The following is a 20,082-nucleotide window of genomic DNA, read 5'->3' as shown; positions in this document are numbered from 1 at the left end:
TCATGGTGAGCCTGTCGAACCATTAGCAAGTTGTATAAGTCTTCGACAAGCTCAGGCTGACAATAAATTCCGTCTCTTCCAACACTCTGAATTTTTGTGCTAATTTTGCGCACATTAGCCAGCCCGTATGATCAGTATTTTCAAGATATTTAATCCGCTTAACATATTATGGCTGGCCATTTTACTGTTCATCACGCGCATTGGCTTCATCGCAACCGTGCCGGATAAACTCGAATTTATTTTTGTTGAACCCTTTGCCCGTCTGCTGGTCCCGGTATCGTACGAGTACGCCTTCTCGCCGGGGCTTAATGTTTTTTTGGCTGGTGTGCTGGTGCTTGGGCAGGCACTGCTGCTTAACTACCTGGTTAATTTTTATAATTTGCTGGGGCGGTCAACCTTTTTACCTGCACTGATGTATGTAACCCTTTCGGCCTTGTTTGCGCCATTTATGGTATTGAGCGCGCCACTTATATGCAATTTTTTGGTAATATGGATGCTGTTTAAGCTGTTCAGCTTTTACAAAAGCGACGATGCCAAATCCACCGCTTATGACCTGGGGATGATCGTGGCTATCGGCTCTATCATTTACCTTCCCTATATTTACCTCTTCCTGTCTATCTGGATAGCGCTGGTTATATTTAAACCTTTTAACTGGCGCGAGTGGGTATCAGGCATACTGGGGTATATCACTATCTTCTTCTTTTTTGCTGTATTTTATTACCTCAATAACAAGTTGGGCAGCTTTTATCACATCTGGGCTCCCCTGGGTACAAAGTTTCCAAATCGTATCAACATCAACTATTACAATTACCTGGTGCTTATACCCGTGCTGCTGCTTTTGGGGCTTTATTTCTTTAAACTACAGCAAAACTATTACAAAAGCTATGTGCAGGTGCGTAAATCGTTCCAGTTGTTATTTATTATTTTTTTAATTGGCGGCCTGTCGTTTTATGTTAAAACCGAGTTTAACTTAAACCACTTTTTGCTGTGTGCAGTGCCCGCAGCGGTGTTTTTTTCCTACTATTTTATCAATGCCAACATCCGCTGGATGTACGAAAGTTTGTATTTATTGCTGCTTATCAGCATCATATATTTTCAGTTTAACACTTTTTAACTTTTACATTCGTTCAAATTTCAGCGGTTATATTAGTTTTGTAGCATGAAATTCGGTGTAGTAATATTTCCAGGCTCCAATTGTGATGAAGATATCATCCACGTTCTTGAAAATGTAATGGGCCAGCAGGTGGTGCGGTTGTGGCATAAAGACCACGATTTGCAGGGTGCTGAGTTTATTGTATTGCCGGGCGGCTTTTCTTTTGGCGACTACCTGCGCTCTGGCGCAATTGCGCGTTTCTCGCCTATTATGCAAGAGGTTATACAGTTTGCAGCAAAAGGCGGCAAGGTTATGGGCATCTGTAATGGTTTCCAGATACTGACAGAAGCAGGCCTTTTACCGGGTGCGTTACTGCACAACAAAAACCGCAAGTTTATTTGCCGCAACATTTATATGAAAGCGCAAACCCAAAATTCGCTGGTTACGCAGTTTATTGATCCGCAGCGCGCGTTAAAAATACCTTTGGCCCATGGCGAAGGCAATTATTTTGCCGATGCCGATGTATTAAAGGCACTTAATGATAACGACCAGGTGCTGTTCCGTTATTGCGATGTAGCCGGTAACATTACCGACGAAAGCAACCCCAATGGTTCTATTGAAAATATTGCAGGCGTAACCAACATTACCCGCAACGTGTTTGGCTTTATGCCACACCCCGAGCGTGCTGCCGAAAGCCTTGTAGGTAACGAGGATGGCCTTGCTATTTTTGAATCGATACTGTCATTGGCCCGGGCGTAAATGCTAACCCTGGTTATTGATATTGGCAACACTTTTACCAAGATCGCCGTTTTTGATAACGCCGGCCTGCTTAAAGTAGAGCAATACCAGCAAACCGGTAATAATGAGATAAACAACTTTATAAGAAATTATAAAATTGCCAGGGTTATCATATCATCTGTAAAAACAGATAAACAACACTGGCAAACCCTGCTTGAAGATAAGTTTACGGTAACCTATTTTAACAGCAGCATAACAGCAGGCATTAACAACCATTACAAAACCCCAAATACACTTGGCGCCGACAGGTTGGCAGCTGTAATAGGGGCGCATGAGTTATACCCTGGTAAAAACAATATTGTAATAAGCGGCGGCACCTGCATTACCTACGATTTTATTGATGCCGGGGCAAATTATTTTGGCGGCAGTATATCACCGGGGTTAAATATGCGTTATAAAGCGGTTAACCATTATACATCAGCATTGCCTTTAATAGAGCCCGATAAAACCTTTACTGCCGCATATGGTAATGATACCGCATCCGCCATAACATCGGGGGTGCAAAACGGGGTAAAATACGAGCTGGAAGGCTTTATTAATGAATATATTAAAACAACAACGGGGTATAATATTATACTAAGCGGGGGCGACAGTATTTTTTTTGATACTCTATTGAAAAATAGCATCTTTGCCCCCTATATTAAAATTGAGCCTTACCTGGTTCTTAAAGGATTAAACGCAGCTATACAAAAGCATAATGATTAAACATATAAGGTTCGTAATAATACTGTTCTTATTCACCGCAACGGCACTTGGCGTAAAGGCACAATCTACTGCAACCACCAGTTCGCCTTATTCGCGCTATGGCATAGGCAGTATCAGCCCCACGGTATTGCCACAAAACGCAGCAATGGGTGGTATTGGCGTAGCAACCAACCGTATTAACGGTTTCTTTTCAATAAACCCGCTTAACCCGGCATCATACTCATCTATGGGGTTAACTGTTATTGATATTGGTGTATATGGTAACTTCAACACGCTCGAAAAAACCGGTGCTGCATCACAAAAAAACTCCAACTTCAGGCTTAGCCATATTGCGTTTGGTATACCGGTTTCATCCCGCTCTGCATTTAGCTTCGGGTTAATGCCTTATAGCGAACTGGGTTATAATTACAGGCAGGTAACCCCCAATTTTGGCAGTGGTTTACCGGCAGATACTAACGCTGTTAATTATCTTTACAGCGGCGATGGCGGTTTATCAAAGTTTTATTTGGGTTACGGTATCCGCATAGGTAAGCACTTATCTGTTGGTGCCAATGCATCATATATATTCGGTAACCTTAAAGAAACACAATCAACAGAAGTACCTTCATTAGGTGGTGTGTTAAACTCACGTATAGAAGAGAGTAACAGCATAACCGGCCTTAACTATGATTTTGGCGCTCAATACACTGTAGATTTTTCGGCCAGGAAACATTTAACCTTTGGTTATTCAGCCTCGGCAAACACAAAACTGAATACATCAAACAGTTATATTGTTAGCAGCTATTTTAGGGATGCATCAACCGGTAACGAAGGTGTAGCTACAGATACCCTTGTAAATAACCAGCAGCCATCTGCCAAAATACAGTTGCCAATGATAAACCGTTTCGGTATCTCATTTCAAAACGAAGGCAAATTTTTAGTAGGTGCCGATTATACCATGAGCAATTGGTCTAAACTTGCTGTGGCTGGCGTTAATAAAGGCCTGCGCGATAGTAAAACTATAAACGTTGGCGGCCAGTTTACACCTAACGTTAACTCCTTATCAAGCTATTGGGCTGCTGTTGATTACCGCCTGGGTGCTGTTTATGACCAAACATACCTTTACGTAAACAACACCAACATAAAAAGATACGCTGCAACATTTGGGCTTGGCTTACCTTTAAGGGGTGCAACTAACAGCTTCTACAAAATAAACATTGGCGCCGAAGTTGGCAGAAGAGGTACATTAGTTAATGGCCTGGTAAAAGAAAACTATGTTAATGTACACCTGTCATTCACGCTGAACGATAAGTGGTTCCAGAAATACAAGTTTGATTAACGTTGTATAATGCAAAACAGGCTAAAACAACTGTGCATTTATATACCGGCTGTTTTAACAGCCCTGCTTTTAAGCGCCTGCGAAAACGATATTAATAAGGTTAAAGCAATAGCCGCCGCTGATGCTACCAAGCCTATACAACGCACTACAGGCGTCACCATGACCATTAGCGACAAGGGAATCGTAAAGGCTCAGCTTATGTCGCCCTTGTTAATAGAATACGCTACCAAAAAAAATCCATACCAGGTAATGCCTAACGGGGTTAGGGTTATACTTTATAATGACTCATTAACAACCGATGGCAATATTGTTGCCGATACAGGCTACTACTATGCCGAGAAAAGCCTGGTTGTATTTAAAAAAAATGTAGTGGCAACCAGGAAAGACGGTGCTACCTATAAATCTGAAGAGCTGATATGGGATACAGCCAAAAAACAGTATTACTCAAACCAAAAAGTGGTAATGACCAAACCTAACGGTGATGTAATGAACGCCACCAGCTTTGTAAGCGATGATAAATTACTGCATCCGGTGTTTCAAAACGCTACCGGCGCTATCCAAATGAATGGAGATCTTACGCAATAACGGTATATTTTTCTTACGCAAAATTTTGTGTTATAGAATTTTAGTAAAAATTGTATCTTGCGCCTCTTTTTGAGAAATATAAAACATAGATAATTATATGGGCATAATGGGTTTTTTGCGGGAACGGATGGGAAAGATTCTCGCAATTGTGATTGGTGTAGCGCTTTTAGGCTTTATTGCCGAAGAGGTAGTTCGTTCGGGCAGTTCCTTTTTCAGGGGCGATGCCAACGATATTGGTGAGGTAAATGGTGAAAAAATACCTTACGTTAAATTTAATGAAAGGTTAGAGCAGAGCACACAGCAGTTTAAGCAACAATCTGGGCAAAACCTTACACCGCAAATTAATAGCTACATACAGGAAACCACCTGGAACCAGTATTTAACCGAGTTATTACTAAACAAGGAGATAGACAGGCTTGGGCTTATTGTAGGTGCTGATGAAACCACATCAATGATTAGTGGCAACAATCCCGATCCGCAGATACAACGTCAGTTTGTTGGCGCCGATGGCCAGTTTGATAAAGCTAAGCTTAACCAGTTTTTAAGTTATTTACAAACGCCAAAAGCCGATGCAAAACAGATAGAAGCATGGGGCGATTTTGTTAAGCAATTAATTGCAGCAAAAAGGCAGCAAAAGTACATGACATTGGTAACCAACGGCTTGTATGTAAACTCGCTTGACGCGCAAGACGATTACCTGGCTAAAAACAAATTAGCCAATTTTAAATATACCGTGCTTGATTATGCATCAATACCCGATGCCAACATCAAATTAACTGATGCTGACTACAGCAATTATTATAACGAGCATAAACCGGAATTTAAAAACCAGCAGGAACTGCGCAGTTTTGAATACGTAAGCTTTAACGCTGCACCTTCAAAAGACGATACCGCAGCGGTAAAATCACAGGTTGATAAACTATTGGCTGATTTTAAAGCTACCCCTAACGACTCGCTTTTTGTACAGATCAACTCTGAAACCAAAGCACAGCTTGTTTACCAGAAAAAAGGCCAGTTAGAGCCTAAGCTGGATTCAGTTATGTTCTCGGCAGATAAAGGCTTTATTTACGGCCCATACCTGTCAAACGGCAGCTTTAAAATTGCAAAACTTATCGATTCAAGGGTTGGCCCCGATTCGGTAAAAGCAAGGCACATATTATTAAACCCAACTACCGAAGGTGGCCTTAACAAAGCACTTGCAAAAGCAGATTCACTTAAAAAACTAATTGAAGGTGGCAGGCCGTTTGCAGAGTTAGCCAAAAACTTCTCGATAGATAAAGCATCGGGCGATAAAGGCGGCGATTTGGGTACTTTTGGCCGTGGTGCTATGGTACCAGCATTTGACGATGCGGTATTTAGCGCTCCAAAAGGTGCCTTAAAAGTTGTTACTACCCAATTCGGGGTTCACCTTTACCAGGTCGAAGAGCAAAAAGGTTCATCAAAAGTGGTTAAAGTTGCCGTTGTAGATAAACCTTTAACCGCAAGCAGCAAAACACAAGCTGCTGTTTACAGCAAAGCGCAATCGTTCTTAACCTCCTTAACAAACGATAACTTTGATGCACAGGCTAAAAAAGCAAATTTACCAATTAAAAATGCCGAAGATGTAAGCGGTACATCGGCAAGTGTACTTGGTTTAGATAACGCCCGCGAAATTGTAAAGTGGGTGTTTAAATCAGATAAAGGCGCTTTCTCTGACCAGGTATTTGCAGTAGGCGACCAATATGTGATTGCCCGTGTATCTGGCATCAAACCTAAAGGTATTTTACCTTTAGATGCTGTTAAAAAACAAATAGAACCGGCGGTTCGCATACAGGTTAAAGGCAAACAACTTTCTGATAAATTCCAGTCGGCATTAAATGGTGCTTCAAGCATTGATCAGGTTGCTCAAAAAGCAGGCAGCAAAGTTACGCCTTTACAAAACATTGTATTTGCCAACCCGGTTATCCCGGGTTCATCAGCAGAGTATAAAGTTGTAGGTACTGTGTTTGGTTCGCAGCCAAATAAGCTGTCAAAACCAATTGAAGGCCAGCAAGGTGTTTATGTAATTTCGTTAGATAGCTTTATTAACCCTGCCCAGCTTACAAACAACGTAAGAGAGAAACAAACTTTAGGCCAGGCGCTATCACAACGCTCGCAAGGGCAGGTGCTTGATGCCCTTAAAGATAAGGCGAATGTAAAAGATAACAGAGCTAAGTTCTTATAAGATAAATTTAAAGTAATTTTGCATCCGGCATCAGCGTTATAGTTGATGCCGGATTTTTTTATTTACAGCATCATGGAAATACAGGAAAACATCATCAATAAAGTTGCACAAAGTGGCCTTGTTACTTTAGACCCTGCCCAATTTTACGCCCCGGGCGAACGTGTGGTTTATGATATAAAAGACAACTTGTTTCATGGCCTGATGCTGCGCGAGAAGGATTTCCGCGAATTTGTAAAAACACACGACTGGGCGCAATACCAGGATAAAAATGTGGCCGTTACCTGCACAGCCGATGCCATTGTACCGGCATGGGCTTATATGCTGCTGGCAAACCGTTTGGCACCATACGCCCGCCAGGTTGTATTTGGCGACGCCGAAGTATTAGAAACCGTATTATTTGTAAAAGAAGTAGCTGCCCTTGATGTGGAACAATACCGCGACCAGCGTGTTGTGATAAAAGGATGCGGAGACGTGCCTGTACCCGTATCGGCCTATGTAGAGCTAACACAAAGGCTTACCCCGGTTGCAAAAAGCCTTATGTTTGGCGAACCATGCTCTACCGTGCCTATTTATAAACGCAAGGATTAAACCGTACACCGGTAATTGCGCCTATACCAATCACATGAAGAAATACTATATAGTTCTTATACTTATAACCTGTTTTAACCATGCTTTTAGTCAGGAAAAGGCATATAAAACCAAAGAGGTTGCCTTTCAGGCGGGCGAACAAATAACCTATAAACTTAAATACGGCATATTCAGCGCGGCCGAAGCCGTTATTAAAGTAGAGAACAGCCCGCTTAAATTTGACGGGCACCCCGCTTTACATATCAATACAACAGCAAAAACTGTAGGTACTTTTAACCTGCTGTTTAAAGTACGTAACGAATACCACTCTTATATTGACCCGGTTACCCTACTGCCCTACTACTATTCAGAAACCCGGCAGGAATCGAGCTACAGGCATAGTGATAAGGTTACTTTTAACCACGACACCAACGTAATTACTGCCGATAAAGGTAAATTTCCGTTCAAAGGCGATGTATTTGATTTTTTATCGTGCTACTATTTTGCCCGCAATATTGATGTATCTAACTTAAAAATTGGCGAAACGCTTGAACTGCATTATTTCCTGGAGGATGGCATTCACGCGCTTACCATTACTTTTATGGGCCGCGAGCAGGTAAAGTGCGGGCTGGGTACCTTTAACTGTTTAAAATTTAACCCCACAATTATACCCGGGCGTATATTCAGAAAAAATAGTAAGCTATATTTGTGGATCACTGACGATAAGAACCGCATACCCATTAAAGCACACGTAGAATTAATTGTGGGCAGCTTGGTGATGGACCTATCGCAGGCAAGCGGGTTAAAATATCCGTTAAACCCGGTAAAAAAATAAAATAAAAAATGATTGAAGTAGGGAGTGTTTTACTACACGAGGATGTTATTAAAAACAACTTTGTTTGCAATTTAAATAAATGTAAAGGTGCTTGCTGCCTTGAGGGAGATTCGGGCGCGCCCTTGAACCACGATGAACTGGAGATACTGGCGGAGATATACCCCAAGGTAAAACCCTACATGACCGCCAAAGGCATAGCGACAATAGAGCGCGAAGGCACACACGTAACCGATTTTGAAGGCGACTATACTACCCCTTGCGTTGATGTGAATAAAGAGTGCGCTTATGTAACCTGGGAAAACGGGATCACCAAGTGCGCTATCGAAAAAGCGTATGAAGAAGGTGCCGTAGACTGGCAAAAACCCATCTCATGCCACTTGTACCCTATCCGCATAACCGCCTACCCCGAGTTTGATGTTTTAAACTACGACCGCTGGAGCATCTGCAGCCCCGCGTGCAGCTTTGGCGACGAACTACAGGTAAAAGTGCACGAGTTTTTGAAAGGCCCGCTTATCCGCAAATATGGCGAGGAGTGGTACCGCGAACTGGAAGATACGGTGGCGGGGATCTAAACTGCAAATAATATCGAACTATGAATATTCAATATCCAACACCGAAGTTTTTCACTTCATCATTCGATATTTAAACTTTTCTTCTTTTCTTTCTTACCCTCTTTGCGCAGCAGAGAGGGTCGACCAGCGGAGCGTTGTCGGGGTGAGTAAACCTTGCGGGACGGAAATAATATCGAATTATGAATGTTGAATATCCAACACTGAAGCTTTTAACTTCATCATTCGATATCTAAACTTTCCTTCTTTTCTTTCTTACCCTCTTTGCGCAGCAGAGAGGGTCGACCAGCGGAGCGTTGTCGGGGTGAGTAAATTCTACGATGCTTACTTGCGGTAGCATTTGTCCGCCATCACATACAAGCTTTTACAATTAATTTAAATAATATTTTGTCGCCGCAGGGTCTCACATCGTGAACCCTGCGATGCCTTGCATACCACGAGCAGCACTCCGTTAACTCACCCGGTCGTTGCTTCGCTCGACCACCCTCTCTTCGCTCCGCGGAAAGAGGGTTTAGCTCCTTGCCTGATCGCGAATACCTATCGGGATTGCTTCGTGTCTCGCAAAGACGGGTAGGTTAACATCACGCAGTTATCTATTGCTTCTGTCGTCGCAGGTTCTACATATAGACTGATAAAGCACGGATGTTGAACTTTTTTACTGAAGATTGTAAGAAAACCTTAGCTTTAAAACCAGAATGAAAAGGAAAGAAGTAAAAGCGTTTTTTAAGGCTATTCGCGATAGTGACTTTCAAACAATTTCTGAGCTTATTACAACTAATAACGAATATGTAAGTGTTTGTAATTTTGCACCGCCTAAAAAAGACGATGGTCAATCTGGCCTTCAAGTGGCCTTTAAAACTGGGAATTTTGATATTGCAAGATTACTTATCCAGAACGGTGCAGATATAAATTTCATAGAGCAATCTGAAGTAAATGAATGGAAGGCACCAGTGTTGCAGGATTGTATAAGAGCGACAATTTTCAATAGTTTTACCCTTCAAAAAGATACCGCTCAATTTGACAAAGCGATATCACTTTTAAAACTTATGTTAGCCGAAGGAGCCGATCCCAATGCAATTGATTCTTACGGGAACAATTGCTTACACAGGGCTTTCTTAGATAGTCGGCAAATGATTGATAATCCTGCTGCTGATTTTACAGGTGAAATCTTATTATCTCAATTAAAAAATATATTTAAAGAATTAATAAATGCGGGTGCCGATGTGTACCAAACAAGTGATAACCGGCCAAGCGTATTAGATTTTATAGTCAATTACCGAATGGAAAAATATCAATTGATATAACGAACTTCTGTCGTCGCAGGGTCTCAGATAGTGAACCCTGCGCTGCCTTGCATGCGGGCGCAGCTTCACTTCATCATTCGATATTGGGCGTTCAGTGTTCGATATTAAATTCTTCCGCGAAACAAACAAAAATAGGCGCGCTTATTTCCACGCGTCATTGCGAGGTACGAAGCAATCTCAGAACTGTGATTATCAATATTGCCTGGCCGCGAATACCTAATTATTGATGTTCTGTAGCATTACAGCTGATTTTAAATATCCTGCTGAGACAGATTTTAAACGCCTTTTAATCAAAAGGGTCATATTTTAATTTTTCCAGAACCTCCACCATTTATTTCTCTTCTCATTATATTCTTCAACTTTATCCCTTTCGGTTCGTATATTTTCAAGTGAAATTTTTTCTCCTTTTTCAGGAAATAAGATGCCACCATTATCAATATATTCTACAGGTACATATCCAAAATTCTGATCATTCCGTTCAACAATCGTAACATATGCTCTCGTTAACTTAAAAAAGGCTGCAGGATCTTTTGCCACCCGGTCTAAAAAGTCGTCAAAAGTTTTAGCGATTGGTTTAAGCGTGTTAAAATGAGGCTGAGGATTCACTAAAAATATGTTGCCCGCATATTCTCCTTCTAAAAAAATCGTCAAACAAGCCGGCCCGTCATCAACTTGCGCAAACGCCAACCATTTATTTTCACCTCTATAAAGTGTTTTAGTTTTATTGAGGTCAATTGTCCATGCTAACTTTCCTTTTGGCAAATATAGTTCGGTAAACTTTATTAAATAATTAGCTGGCAATTGTGATAGTAACGGCCTTTTTTGCGCATTTTCTGGAAGCACAGGCGTACCTAAAGTGAAACCGTTGCACTTAGTGTAAAAGTTAAAGAACTCTTTTAAGTTAGGGTTTATACATAGTTTCTCAAGATTTCTTAACTCTTTTGCATCAATATTTTTTTCGAGTTTATTTTCAATCTCAACTTCTGTTGACTCCGCAGTAGAATTTGTATCAAATTTCACTTTCAATACCGGTCGGCTGTTTTCAAACAAATCAAGAAAAGTTCTTTTGTGTCTTATTTGGCTCATTATCTAAATTGATGCTCTATGCCTAAGATATTAAGAATGTTATACAATTAACTCCTGTGAACAAATATTTTCCGTCGCCGCAGGGTCTCACATCGTGGACTCTGCGATGCCTTGCATACCACTGGTCAGCGCTTCATTAACTCACCCGGTCATTGCTTCGCTCGACCACCCTCTCTTCGCTGCGCGGAAAGAGGGTTTAGCTCCATTTATTTTTTCTTCACCCTCTTTGCGAAGCTGAGAGGGTCGCGGGGTGAGTAAACACCGGCGATGCCTTGCATACTGGCTTTAAGCATTTCCATCATCACCATACAAGCTTTTACAATTAATTTAAATAATATTGCATTTTATAATATTTGTTAATGAAAAAGGCTTTAATTACGGGGATAACCGGTCAGGATGGTGCATATTTAGCTGAATTTTTGCTAAAAAAAGGATACGAAGTACATGGCATTAAACGCAGGTCATCCTCTTTTAATACCGACAGGATAGACCACCTGTACCACGACCCGCACGAAACAGGCGCAAAATTGCTGCTGCATTACGGCGATCTTACCGATTCTATGAACCTAACCCGGTTGATACAGGAGATACAACCGGATGAAATATATAACCTTGGCGCGCAAAGCCATGTTAAGGTGAGTTTTGACTCGCCCGAATACACAGCCAATACCGATGGCATTGGTGTTTTACGCATCCTGGAAGCAATCAGGCTATTAGGCCTTACCAAAAAAACCCGTCTTTACCAGGCATCTACATCAGAGCTTTATGGTTTGGTGCAGCATGTGCCGCAAAGCGAAACTACCCCATTTTATCCGCGCTCGCCTTATGCTGTAGCTAAACTTTATGGGTACTGGATAATTGTAAACTATCGCGAAGCTTATGATATGTATGCCTGTAACGGCATCCTGTTTAACCATGAGAGCCCCATACGCGGCGAAACTTTTGTTACCCGCAAAATTACCCGTGCGGTGGCTAAAATTGCCTTAGGCCTGCAGGATTGCCTATACATCGGCAACCTATCGGCGCAGCGCGACTGGGGCCACGCAAAAGATTACATTGTGGCTATGTGGCTGATGCTGCAGCAGGATAAACCCGAAGATTATGTAATTGCAACCGGCGTAACCACAACCGTGCGCGAGTTTATTAAAATGGCGTTCAACGAGTTGGGAATAGAGATTGAGTTTAGCGGTAAGGACGAGAACGAGAAAGGCGTTATTATTGACATCGACGAGCAAAAGATGGAGTTGTTAGGGCTTAATACCGATAATTTAAAGTTTGGCCAAACCATTGTTAAGGTAGACCCTAAGTACTTTAGGCCTACCGAAGTTGACTTGCTTATAGGCGATCCATCGAAAGCTAAAAAACAATTAGGCTGGGAACCAAGTTATGACTTGCAGGCCCTGGTAACCGATATGGTACAATCTGATCTGCACCTGGCTAAAAAGGACGAGCACATGAAAAAAGGTGGCTTTAAAACATTAAACTATTTCGAATAGTTTACTCATCAGCATTATATGAAGAGAATATTTATCAGCATTACGCTATTATTGATTACGGCAGGTATTGCCCGGTCACAATCGGTATACCAGCCCTACTCATACGATTTTTATCAAAAGTTTAATGCTGATGCTTATTCAACAAAAACCCGCCTGCATACGGCCATGAAACCGTTTTTTGTTGACGATTCTTTATTGATGCATCAATACGATTCTATCATTAATTATGGCGGCGATGGTTCAAACAAAAGTTTTTTATATCGCAAACTTTTTAATGAACATTTAATAGATGTAAAAGGCACCAACTCTACCTTTTATGCCGACCTGCTGCCCGACTTTAGCATAGGGCGCGATTTCTCAAATAAAAACAACACCTGGTTAAGTTCAATAGGCCTGCAAATTGGTGGTACCGCAGGTAAAAAATTCTCCTATAACGTTTCGGGCTATTTAAACCGCGCCCAGGTACCCAACTATATTTCTACCTACATCAGGCAGGTAGGCATTGTACCGGGGCAGGCTTATGCGGGTACTTATAATAACAAACCTAACGATTATGCATGGGATTACATTGCCGCAACGGTATCATACACGCCGGTTAAGTATCTTAATATCTCGGCCGGGCGCGACAAAACATTTATAGGCGATGGTTACCGCTCATTGCTGTTATCAGACTACGCATCGCCCTACCCGTTCTTTAAACTTACAGCCAACCTGGGCAATGTAAAATACATGGCCATGTGGGCCTATTTTAGCGACCCGGCAGGCACCAGCAGCTTAAATATCGACCGTAACAAATGGGGTATATTTCATTACTTGGACTGGAATGTTAACAATCGCCTGTCGTTTGGTTTCTTTGATTCCATTATCTGGGCCAATACCGACGATCAGGGACACACCCACGGTTTCGACTTTAGCTACATTAACCCTGTTATATTTTTAAGGCCTATAGAGGCCGCTAATGGCTCGCCGGATAACGCGCTGATAGGCCTTACCACTAAATACAAATTAACAGACGGCATCACCGCATACGGCCAGTTTTCGCTCGATGAATTTACTGCTAAAGAGTTTTTCTCTAACCCGGGCTATTCAAATAATAAATTTGGCTACCAATTGGGCGTAAGGGGCGCAAATTTATTTGGCGTAACAAACCTTAACTATCTGTTAGAAACCAACACCGTAAGGCCGTATACGTATTCAGAGCGCTCAAGCATCCTCAACTACTCGGCCAATAGCGAGCCGTTGGCGCATCCATGGGGCGCAAACTTTCGCGAGGTTGTAGGCTTGCTCAATTACTCATACAAACGGTTCGACCTGATGGGCGAGGTTGATTACGGCCGCTATGGCCTGGATATGAATAATATCAATTATGGTAAAAACATTTTCAACCCTTATACCAACCCGGTGTCAAAATACGGCAATACCATTGGCCAGGGGTTAAAAACAAATATGGTTTACCTGCAGGGTAAAGTTGGCTACCTGCTTAACCCTAAATATAACCTAAGGCTTGAGCTTGGCGGCATTTACCGCACCGAAAAAAACAGCGATTTTAACGATAAAACAGCCATGATCACCTTTGGCATCCGCAGCTCGTTCCGCCAGGTGTATAATGATCTGGCCAGTTATAAAACACACTAAAAAGCATAATGCATAAAAAAAGCAGCCTTGATTATCAGGGCTGCTTTTTTGTTGATATTACCGGGGCAATTAAACAGGCTTCATTTCGTCTTTTATAGCCCTTAAAAATTCATTGGCATGTTGCGAACCGATGATGTAAACAAGGCCGTCCCTATCGGTTAGGTGTATGGCGTCGTTACCGGCCGCGTAAAAGCGGATGGTGCCTTTAGTGTGCAGGTTATAAACGGGATTATTGAACAGGTACCGGCTGTACGATCCTTTCTCTACCTTCACAATGCTGTTCAGATCAATCTTTACCCTGCGGGTGCTCCATAAACCATCAAGCAAAATACTTTTATTGATAACCTTTGTGCTGAAGTGCAGCAAAAAACCCATGATGATGGAGATGATAATAATAACAAAGCCTACAATGGCCAGCAGGTCGCCGTTACGTTCGCGTTCGTCAGTAAAAAAATAAGCGGCAAAGCAAAACATGGCCAAAACCAGGCGTATGGTAATGGGGATCCACTCCCTGCCCAAATATTGTTTTTCTACAAAAACCGATTTATCGCTCATAATTATACAGTTCGAATATAGTAACTTTTTTAGTGTTATTACTTACTTTATACCTTTCGTCGGGCCGGTAGCCCCCCACCCAGATGATATCGCCGTTGCCGTTTACCAACACAGGCACCGTACTTTTTTTATGCAGCGGTATTTTTTGGTGAATAAAAAAATCGCTCAGTTTTTGTTTGGTTTTCATCCCCAGCGGGTAAAAAACATCCCCCTGCTGCCAGGCCCGCAACGTAAGCGGATATTGCAACAGCGCAGCATCAACAGAAACCGCCAGCGGGTTGTCTTTAACAATCAGCGGGCTATCATCATGCAGCAGGTTCAGCTTATAGCTGTTATAAACCACCTCAGTATCATTTTGGCCGATGCTTGTCTCGGTATCCTTTTTATTGGTTTTGGGCGATATAATGAGCTTGCCCCTATCTACCAGCAAGGTAAACCCTGCGCTTTCAAATATACGACCTGCGTGTTTGCCCAGGGCGGTGAGCAGGTCGTCAACAACAGTTTCGGTAAAACCGTAAGGTTGTAATAATTTAAAAAGCAGCAACCGTTTTGGCGATAGCTTACTGATTTCATCAATGGCAATGTGCACCTCGTTACCATCCGCAATTAAAAGCTGATCTTTCAAAACGTCAACCTTCCCGTTCAGCAGCACTTCCAGATCGCGAAAGTTGCGCAGGTTGTTTTCAAACGTTGCCTCCAGGTTGGGGTTTAGCTCTTTCAGTAACGGAATAACCTGGTGGCGTATTTTATTGCGTGCGTATTTTACAGATGCGTTTGAGGCATCTTCTACATAACTTAAACCTTCGGCAGTAATAATAGCCTGTATCTCGTGGCGGGTAAGAAAAAGCAATGGGCGCACCAGGCGGCCATTTTTTGGTAAGATGCCATGCAGGCCGGCTATACCCGTACCGCGTGTAAGGTTTAACAATATTGTTTCAATAGTATCGTTCTGATGGTGTGCGAGCGAAATGGCATCATAACCTGCTGATTGACTGATTTCATCAAACCATTGGTAGCGCATATCGCGGGCGGCCATCTGGATAGATATTTTGTTATCAGCAGCGTATTTTGGGGTATCAAAATTAATGGTGTGGAAGCTAACCCCAAATTGTTGGGCAAGTTGCCGGGTAAATTCCTGGTCGGCATCAGCTTCGGGGCCACGCAGCATAAAATTGCAATGTGCTATGCCAAAATTAAAGCCGGCGGCTTTTAACAGGTAAGCCATTAATACCGAATCCATGCCGCCGCTTACCGCTGCCAAAATTTTGTTGGCAGGTGTAAATAAGCTATTTTGTTCAATAAAATTAACAAAGCGTTTAACCGGAAGCATACGTCAAAATTATTAATTTAATAACCCCCGCAAAAAACTAATTTTGCTATCGTGATAAAATACATTTTTGGTACCCTACTTATTTTAATAACGCTTACTGCTTCGGCCCAGAAAAAGTCGGTTGTTAAACTTATCCAATCTAAAAGCAGCGAGCGTATTGTGATGAGTGGCAGGGATGTGGTTAAGGTTTATAAAGGTGTTTTTCAGCAGGATTATTCTATCATGCATTCAGATAGCGCCTATTTTTACACCACCGAGAATGCTTTTGATGCTTTTGGCCATGTAAACATTACCCAGGGTGATACCCTTAATATTTATTCGGACAAGCTGAATTACAACGGCAACACCAAGATAGCCATCCTTACAGATAATGTAAAGATGATTGATAAAGATGCCGTATTAACTACCAACTACCTTACTTACAACACGGCTACACGCATTGGTACTTATACAGGCGGCGGTAAGCTTATTAATAAAGACAATACCCTTACCAGTAAAAACGGTTATTACTTTGCTTTCTCGCGCGATGCTTACTTCAGGTACAATGTGGTACTGGTAACGCCCGATGCACTCATAAAAACCGACACCCTGCGTTATAACAGTGGCACCCGGATTGCTTATTTTTACGGCCCCACCAATATTTACGATACTAAAGACAAAAAAGACACGCTTTACACCGAGAACGGCTTGTACAACACGGTTACCGAACAGGCCTTTTTTGGCAAAAAGAACCTTTACAAGCAAGGCACTAAAACTTTAACCGGCGATAGTTTATTTTACGATAAATTGAAGGGGTATGGCCGCGCTGTTAAACGCGTTACTTTTCATGACAGGGAACAGAACGTTACCCTAAAAGGCGACCTGGCCACGTACTACAAAGCCGGCGAACGCACTATTGTAACACAGGACCCCTACGTAATTATTGTTACCGAAACTAAAGACACCACAAAAACAGATACCATACCTGTTAAGCCCGGTATAAAGCAGGCCAACCCAACTGCTGTAAAAAACGCCGGTATTATAAAAAAAGCAAATGCACTGGCAACCAAACCACCGGCCGGTACTATGCCTGTAAAAGTACCGCCCAATATCCCGGTTAAGCCCGAAGATATTACCACCGCTAAAATTGATACGCTAACAAAAATTGCATTAGCCAATAAAACAGCCATCAAGGCGGCGGCACCCGGGCTGATAAAAAAAGCTAATGCCTTTGCAAATAAACAGCCGCCGGGTACTATTCCTACCAAACCAACAGAAAAAGCTGTGGCTGATATTGATACGGTGATAAAAGCACCCGCACCAGATAAAAAGGTAAAGCGCGATTCGATCTATATATCGGCAGATACGCTGGAAACCCAGATACTTACTTTTAAAGACCTGAAAATAATGCAGGAAAAGCAACGCCTGGCCAGCATCAGGGATACAACTGCAAAGGGTAAAAAATTAACTGCTGCCGAACAAAAGCTGGCTGATAAATTTTTAACCATAAGCGCCCCAAAATGGCGAAGCGACACCTCTTATCTGCACCCAAACTTTTTTGGGAAACCAAAGCCGCAGGCCAAAGAAGTTTTTGATCTGAACAATAATAAAGGCAGCGGCAAACTTATTGGTAGTAAAGGAAAAGAAATTGCAGTTACAGATAATAAGAAGCAACCCAACCCCAGGAAAACAGAAGATGACATTAATAACGACCCTATATTTTACACCAAACCTGTTGTATTGAGTGATACCGCCAGGGTAAGGATAATAAAGGCCTACCATGGTGCCAAGCTGTTTAAATCTGACTTGCAGGCAAAAGCCGACTCTATGTTTTACAGCAATAGCGACTCTACCCTGCGTTGCTATGTACAACCTTTAATATGGACCCAGGGCTCGCAATTATCGGGCGATACCATTACCATGCAGATGAAGAACAAAAAGCTGGATAACCTGAACCTGTTCCCCTCATCATTCATTGTAAATATTGAACCGGGCGATTCTACCAACTTTAACCAGATAGCCGGTAAAAAAATGAAAGGTTTTTTTAAGAACGACAAGCTGGACAGAATGTATATTGTAGGTAACGCCGAAAGTATTTATTACTCGCGCGACAGCCTTAAAAAGGTGGATGGCATGCAACGGTCGTTAAGCAGCCGCATGCGTATTTATTTTAAGGACGGCGCTGCCAATAACATTTTCTTTACCAGTAAGCCCGAGCATCGCTATGGCCCTTTAGCCAAATTCACCGAGGATGAACGGATCCTTAAAGGTTTTATATGGAAGCCTAAAGAAAGGCCATTTTCAAAAGAATCTATCCTGCCATCATACAACAAAAAATTTGCAAGGGCAAAGGCGGCGGCTGATAAAAAAATTGCGGATGCAAATAAAAACAAACCGAAAACGCCTGGTTTAAAAACCGGTAAAGATTCGCTTGATAATAAAACAGCTGCACCAGCTGGTGTTAAAGCAGGGAAAGATAGTGTGGCTACATCAAAGCTAAAGGCACCTGCCACAACAAAAGCAGGCAAGGATAGCGTAAGCACAGCAAAATCGCCCGTTATAATCGCCCCGGCTACCAAGCCTAAGCAGGATAGCACAACCAATAACAAACAAGCACCTGCCGGTACCAAACCAGTGGCAGATACGCTTAAGAATAAAAACCTGCCGGTTATAAATACAAAAAAGGATACGGTAGCCGCTAAGCCTTAGCCTGGGCATTTAAAAACGCGATGAGCTGATCAACGGCCCGGCCGCGATGGCTGATGCTGTTTTTCTCTTCCATGCTCATTTCGGCAAAGGTTATACCGTACCCGTCTGGTTGAAATATGGGGTCGTACCCAAAACCGGCTGTGCCGCAACGTTCGGTGCGGATGGTGCCCGGCACTGTCCCTTCAAAAAAATGTTCATCCCCGTTCCATATCAGGGAGATAACCGTACGGAAACGTGCTTTTCTGTTATCAGCGCCCTTAAGTTTTTCCAACACCTTATCCATATTGGCAGCATGGTTACCATGCTCACCGGCGTATCGTGCCGAGTAGATCCCGGGCTCGTTATTTAAGGCGTCAATCTCCAGTCCGCTATCGTCGCCAAAACAATTTAAGTTGTAGCGTTCATATATGTACCGGCTTTTTATAGATGCATTTTGGTTAAAGGTAAGGCCGGTCTCTTCAATATCATCATGGCAGTTTATATCATTAAGGCTTAATAATTTGAAATGATCGCCAGCCTTGGCTTGCAACTCTTCCAACTTGTGGGCGTTGTTTGTAGCGAATACTAATTGCTGCATGTTATAGTGTTTTCATGTGTTCCCAAAAAATCTTCTTATTGTCGTTACTGCTCATCATTTCATCAAAGCTAAAGCTGTAAAGCACATGCGTTTTTTTACCCTGTAAAGGCTGGTTAAGCGGCAGGTTGCCAATACCCACAGGTAAAGCATCTTTACCCATAATAACCAAACGGGTTGGTGCAAAAAAGGCGGCCAGTGCGGCCAGCTTTACAGGTGCATATTTATTTACATTTAAAATAGCTACATCATCAAGGTCCAGGTCTTTACGTTTCAGGATGCTTTGCAGCGCGGCAAGATGGGTATCGGCTATATGCGTTTCGGCGGTGTAATTAACCAGCACCAGGAAATTTTTATTGTTTTTACCCAGATAATTAAACTCAGCTTCAACCGTTTGTATAACTGGCTGTGGTGTTGGGGCTGCAACGGCTGCAGGCTGTGGCGGGCTAACAAATTGTTCTTTAACAACCGCAGCCACTTGTGCGGGCTGTTCGGTAACTTCGGCAGTAGCTGTTGCAGGTTCCGGCTTATCTGTAACAACAGGGGCAGTTGCCGGCGGGGTAATATTTACGCCTTTATCCTTATTAAGCAGGTAAATTTCGTCCTGCATAATAAAACGGAAGGCCTGCGGGTTATCAACTTTCATATTTAACATATTTTAACCAAAAATACCTATTCCTGTTGAAGCATTATAAGCATATTCGTACATCGGGTTAATTATACATTATTATTAATAAATTT

Annotated in this window: 18 protein-coding genes; 13 read left to right on the top strand and 5 right to left on the bottom strand. The window is 42.4% G+C overall.

The genetic code is table 11. The annotated features are described in order from the left end of the window. The first annotated feature begins 127 nt into the window (after nucleotides 1–127). From IDJ75_RS17565 to IDJ75_RS17520, 10 genes are all read left to right on the top strand, one after another. The gene (locus tag IDJ75_RS17565; protein WP_191176955.1) at nucleotides 128–1,114 is read left to right on the top strand and encodes a DUF6427 family protein; all 987 of its coding nucleotides are present in this window, start codon (nucleotides 128–130) and stop codon (nucleotides 1,112–1,114) included. 45 nt (nucleotides 1,115–1,159) lie between these two features. Then, entirely contained in the window at nucleotides 1,160–1,852 is a 693-nt protein-coding gene (gene purQ, locus IDJ75_RS17560; protein WP_191176954.1) for a phosphoribosylformylglycinamidine synthase subunit PurQ, read from the top strand. Continuing rightward, nucleotides 1,853–2,596, top strand: a complete 744-nt coding sequence (locus IDJ75_RS17555) for a type III pantothenate kinase (protein ID WP_191176953.1) — start codon at nucleotides 1,853–1,855, stop codon at nucleotides 2,594–2,596. Next, the gene (locus tag IDJ75_RS17550) at nucleotides 2,589–3,914 is read left to right on the top strand and encodes a hypothetical protein (RefSeq protein ID WP_191176952.1); all 1,326 of its coding nucleotides are present in this window, start codon (nucleotides 2,589–2,591) and stop codon (nucleotides 3,912–3,914) included. Before IDJ75_RS17555 ends, IDJ75_RS17550 begins: the two co-directional genes overlap by 8 nt. 9 nt (nucleotides 3,915–3,923) lie before the next feature. Further along, nucleotides 3,924–4,499, top strand: coding sequence for an LPS export ABC transporter periplasmic protein LptC (lptC, locus tag IDJ75_RS17545; protein ID WP_191176951.1), 576 nt, complete (start codon nucleotides 3,924–3,926; stop codon nucleotides 4,497–4,499). 97 nt (nucleotides 4,500–4,596) lie between these two features. Beyond that, nucleotides 4,597–6,702, top strand: a complete 2,106-nt coding sequence (locus IDJ75_RS17540; RefSeq protein WP_191176950.1) for a peptidylprolyl isomerase — start codon at nucleotides 4,597–4,599, stop codon at nucleotides 6,700–6,702. A gap of 72 nt (nucleotides 6,703–6,774) precedes the next feature. Beyond that, nucleotides 6,775–7,290, top strand: coding sequence for a DUF2480 family protein (locus tag IDJ75_RS17535; protein ID WP_191176949.1), 516 nt, complete (start codon nucleotides 6,775–6,777; stop codon nucleotides 7,288–7,290). Nucleotides 7,291–7,324: 34 nt separating this feature from the next. Then, nucleotides 7,325–8,104 (top strand): DUF3108 domain-containing protein, encoded by a 780-nt coding sequence (locus IDJ75_RS17530; RefSeq protein ID WP_191176948.1) that lies wholly within the window; start codon nucleotides 7,325–7,327, stop codon nucleotides 8,102–8,104. Nucleotides 8,105–8,112: 8 nt separating this feature from the next. After that, a complete protein-coding gene (locus IDJ75_RS17525) occupies nucleotides 8,113–8,676 on the top strand; it encodes a DUF3109 family protein (RefSeq protein WP_191176947.1) in 564 nt (187 codons plus the stop codon). A gap of 692 nt (nucleotides 8,677–9,368) precedes the next feature. After that, nucleotides 9,369–9,977: an ankyrin repeat domain-containing protein gene (locus IDJ75_RS17520; RefSeq protein WP_191176946.1), complete on the top strand. Its 609-nt coding sequence runs from the start codon at nucleotides 9,369–9,371 to the stop codon at nucleotides 9,975–9,977. A 306-nt stretch (nucleotides 9,978–10,283) separates the two neighbouring features. Here IDJ75_RS17520 and IDJ75_RS17515 read toward each other — a convergent pair whose 3' ends face one another. Beyond that, nucleotides 10,284–11,063: an SMI1/KNR4 family protein gene (locus IDJ75_RS17515; protein ID WP_191176945.1), complete on the bottom strand. Its 780-nt coding sequence runs from the start codon at nucleotides 11,061–11,063 to the stop codon at nucleotides 10,284–10,286. Between the two features lie 359 nt (nucleotides 11,064–11,422). On the opposite strand from IDJ75_RS17515, the gene gmd reads away from it, so the two are divergent. Together gmd and IDJ75_RS17505 are read left to right on the top strand one after the other, a co-directional pair. Continuing rightward, complete coding sequence (gene gmd / locus IDJ75_RS17510; protein WP_191176944.1) at nucleotides 11,423–12,559, top strand: GDP-mannose 4,6-dehydratase; 1,137 nt, start codon at nucleotides 11,423–11,425, stop codon at nucleotides 12,557–12,559. An 18-nt stretch (nucleotides 12,560–12,577) separates the two neighbouring features. After that, nucleotides 12,578–14,194 (top strand): gliding motility protein RemB, encoded by a 1,617-nt coding sequence (locus IDJ75_RS17505; RefSeq protein WP_191176943.1) that lies wholly within the window; start codon nucleotides 12,578–12,580, stop codon nucleotides 14,192–14,194. A 69-nt stretch (nucleotides 14,195–14,263) separates the two neighbouring features. Here IDJ75_RS17505 and IDJ75_RS17500 read toward each other — a convergent pair whose 3' ends face one another. Both IDJ75_RS17500 and tilS read right to left on the bottom strand, forming a co-directional pair. After that, nucleotides 14,264–14,749 carry a hypothetical protein gene (locus IDJ75_RS17500; RefSeq protein ID WP_191176942.1) on the bottom strand — a complete coding sequence of 162 codons (486 nt, stop codon included), beginning with the start codon at nucleotides 14,747–14,749 and terminating at the stop codon, nucleotides 14,264–14,266. Further along, nucleotides 14,739–16,079, bottom strand: a complete 1,341-nt coding sequence (tilS, locus tag IDJ75_RS17495; protein ID WP_191176941.1) for a tRNA lysidine(34) synthetase TilS — start codon at nucleotides 16,077–16,079, stop codon at nucleotides 14,739–14,741. Before tilS ends, IDJ75_RS17500 begins: the two co-directional genes overlap by 11 nt. 51 nt (nucleotides 16,080–16,130) lie before the next feature. Between tilS and IDJ75_RS17490 the strand changes: the two genes are divergently transcribed. After that, the gene (locus tag IDJ75_RS17490) at nucleotides 16,131–18,767 is read left to right on the top strand and encodes an OstA-like protein (RefSeq protein ID WP_191176940.1); all 2,637 of its coding nucleotides are present in this window, start codon (nucleotides 16,131–16,133) and stop codon (nucleotides 18,765–18,767) included. On the opposite strand, the gene IDJ75_RS17485 is transcribed toward IDJ75_RS17490, so the two are convergent. Continuing rightward, complete coding sequence (locus tag IDJ75_RS17485; protein WP_191176939.1) at nucleotides 18,757–19,344, bottom strand: non-canonical purine NTP diphosphatase; 588 nt, start codon at nucleotides 19,342–19,344, stop codon at nucleotides 18,757–18,759. The genes IDJ75_RS17490 and IDJ75_RS17485 overlap by 11 nt on opposite strands. Nucleotide 19,345: 1 nt before the next feature. After that, nucleotides 19,346–19,987, bottom strand: a complete 642-nt coding sequence (locus tag IDJ75_RS17480) for a hypothetical protein (RefSeq protein WP_191176938.1) — start codon at nucleotides 19,985–19,987, stop codon at nucleotides 19,346–19,348. Between the last annotated feature and the right edge of the window lie 95 nt (nucleotides 19,988–20,082).

The organism is Mucilaginibacter rigui, from assembly GCF_014773275.1.
GTDB lineage: Bacteria > Bacteroidota > Bacteroidia > Sphingobacteriales > Sphingobacteriaceae > Mucilaginibacter > Mucilaginibacter rigui_A.
The sequence above is the reverse complement of the archived record's forward strand: the minus strand, read 5'-3'. Positions and strand labels throughout refer to the sequence as shown.

Bases quoted from the DNA above. Each gene is read 5' to 3' on its own strand.
- tilS (WP_191176941.1), bottom strand. From the start codon at position 16,079: ATGCTTCCGGTTAAACGCTTTGTTAATTTTATTGAACAAAATAGCTTA.
- IDJ75_RS17550 (WP_191176952.1), top strand. From the start codon at position 2,589: ATGATTAAACATATAAGGTTCGTAATAATACTGTTCTTATTCACCGCA.
- IDJ75_RS17515 (WP_191176945.1), bottom strand. From the start codon at position 11,063: ATGAGCCAAATAAGACACAAAAGAACTTTTCTTGATTTGTTTGAAAAC.
- IDJ75_RS17520 (WP_191176946.1), top strand. From the start codon at position 9,369: ATGAAAAGGAAAGAAGTAAAAGCGTTTTTTAAGGCTATTCGCGATAGT.
- IDJ75_RS17555 (WP_191176953.1), top strand. From the start codon at position 1,853: ATGCTAACCCTGGTTATTGATATTGGCAACACTTTTACCAAGATCGCC.
- IDJ75_RS17565 (WP_191176955.1), top strand. From the start codon at position 128: ATGATCAGTATTTTCAAGATATTTAATCCGCTTAACATATTATGGCTG.
- IDJ75_RS17480 (WP_191176938.1), bottom strand. From the start codon at position 19,987: ATGAAAGTTGATAACCCGCAGGCCTTCCGTTTTATTATGCAGGACGAA.
- purQ (WP_191176954.1), top strand. From the start codon at position 1,160: ATGAAATTCGGTGTAGTAATATTTCCAGGCTCCAATTGTGATGAAGAT.
- IDJ75_RS17500 (WP_191176942.1), bottom strand. From the start codon at position 14,749: ATGAGCGATAAATCGGTTTTTGTAGAAAAACAATATTTGGGCAGGGAG.
- IDJ75_RS17485 (WP_191176939.1), bottom strand. From the start codon at position 19,344: ATGCAGCAATTAGTATTCGCTACAAACAACGCCCACAAGTTGGAAGAG.
- IDJ75_RS17530 (WP_191176948.1), top strand. From the start codon at position 7,325: ATGAAGAAATACTATATAGTTCTTATACTTATAACCTGTTTTAACCAT.
- IDJ75_RS17525 (WP_191176947.1), top strand. From the start codon at position 8,113: ATGATTGAAGTAGGGAGTGTTTTACTACACGAGGATGTTATTAAAAAC.
- gmd (WP_191176944.1), top strand. From the start codon at position 11,423: ATGAAAAAGGCTTTAATTACGGGGATAACCGGTCAGGATGGTGCATAT.
- IDJ75_RS17540 (WP_191176950.1), top strand. From the start codon at position 4,597: ATGGGCATAATGGGTTTTTTGCGGGAACGGATGGGAAAGATTCTCGCA.
- IDJ75_RS17535 (WP_191176949.1), top strand. From the start codon at position 6,775: ATGGAAATACAGGAAAACATCATCAATAAAGTTGCACAAAGTGGCCTT.
- IDJ75_RS17505 (WP_191176943.1), top strand. From the start codon at position 12,578: ATGAAGAGAATATTTATCAGCATTACGCTATTATTGATTACGGCAGGT.
- lptC (WP_191176951.1), top strand. From the start codon at position 3,924: ATGCAAAACAGGCTAAAACAACTGTGCATTTATATACCGGCTGTTTTA.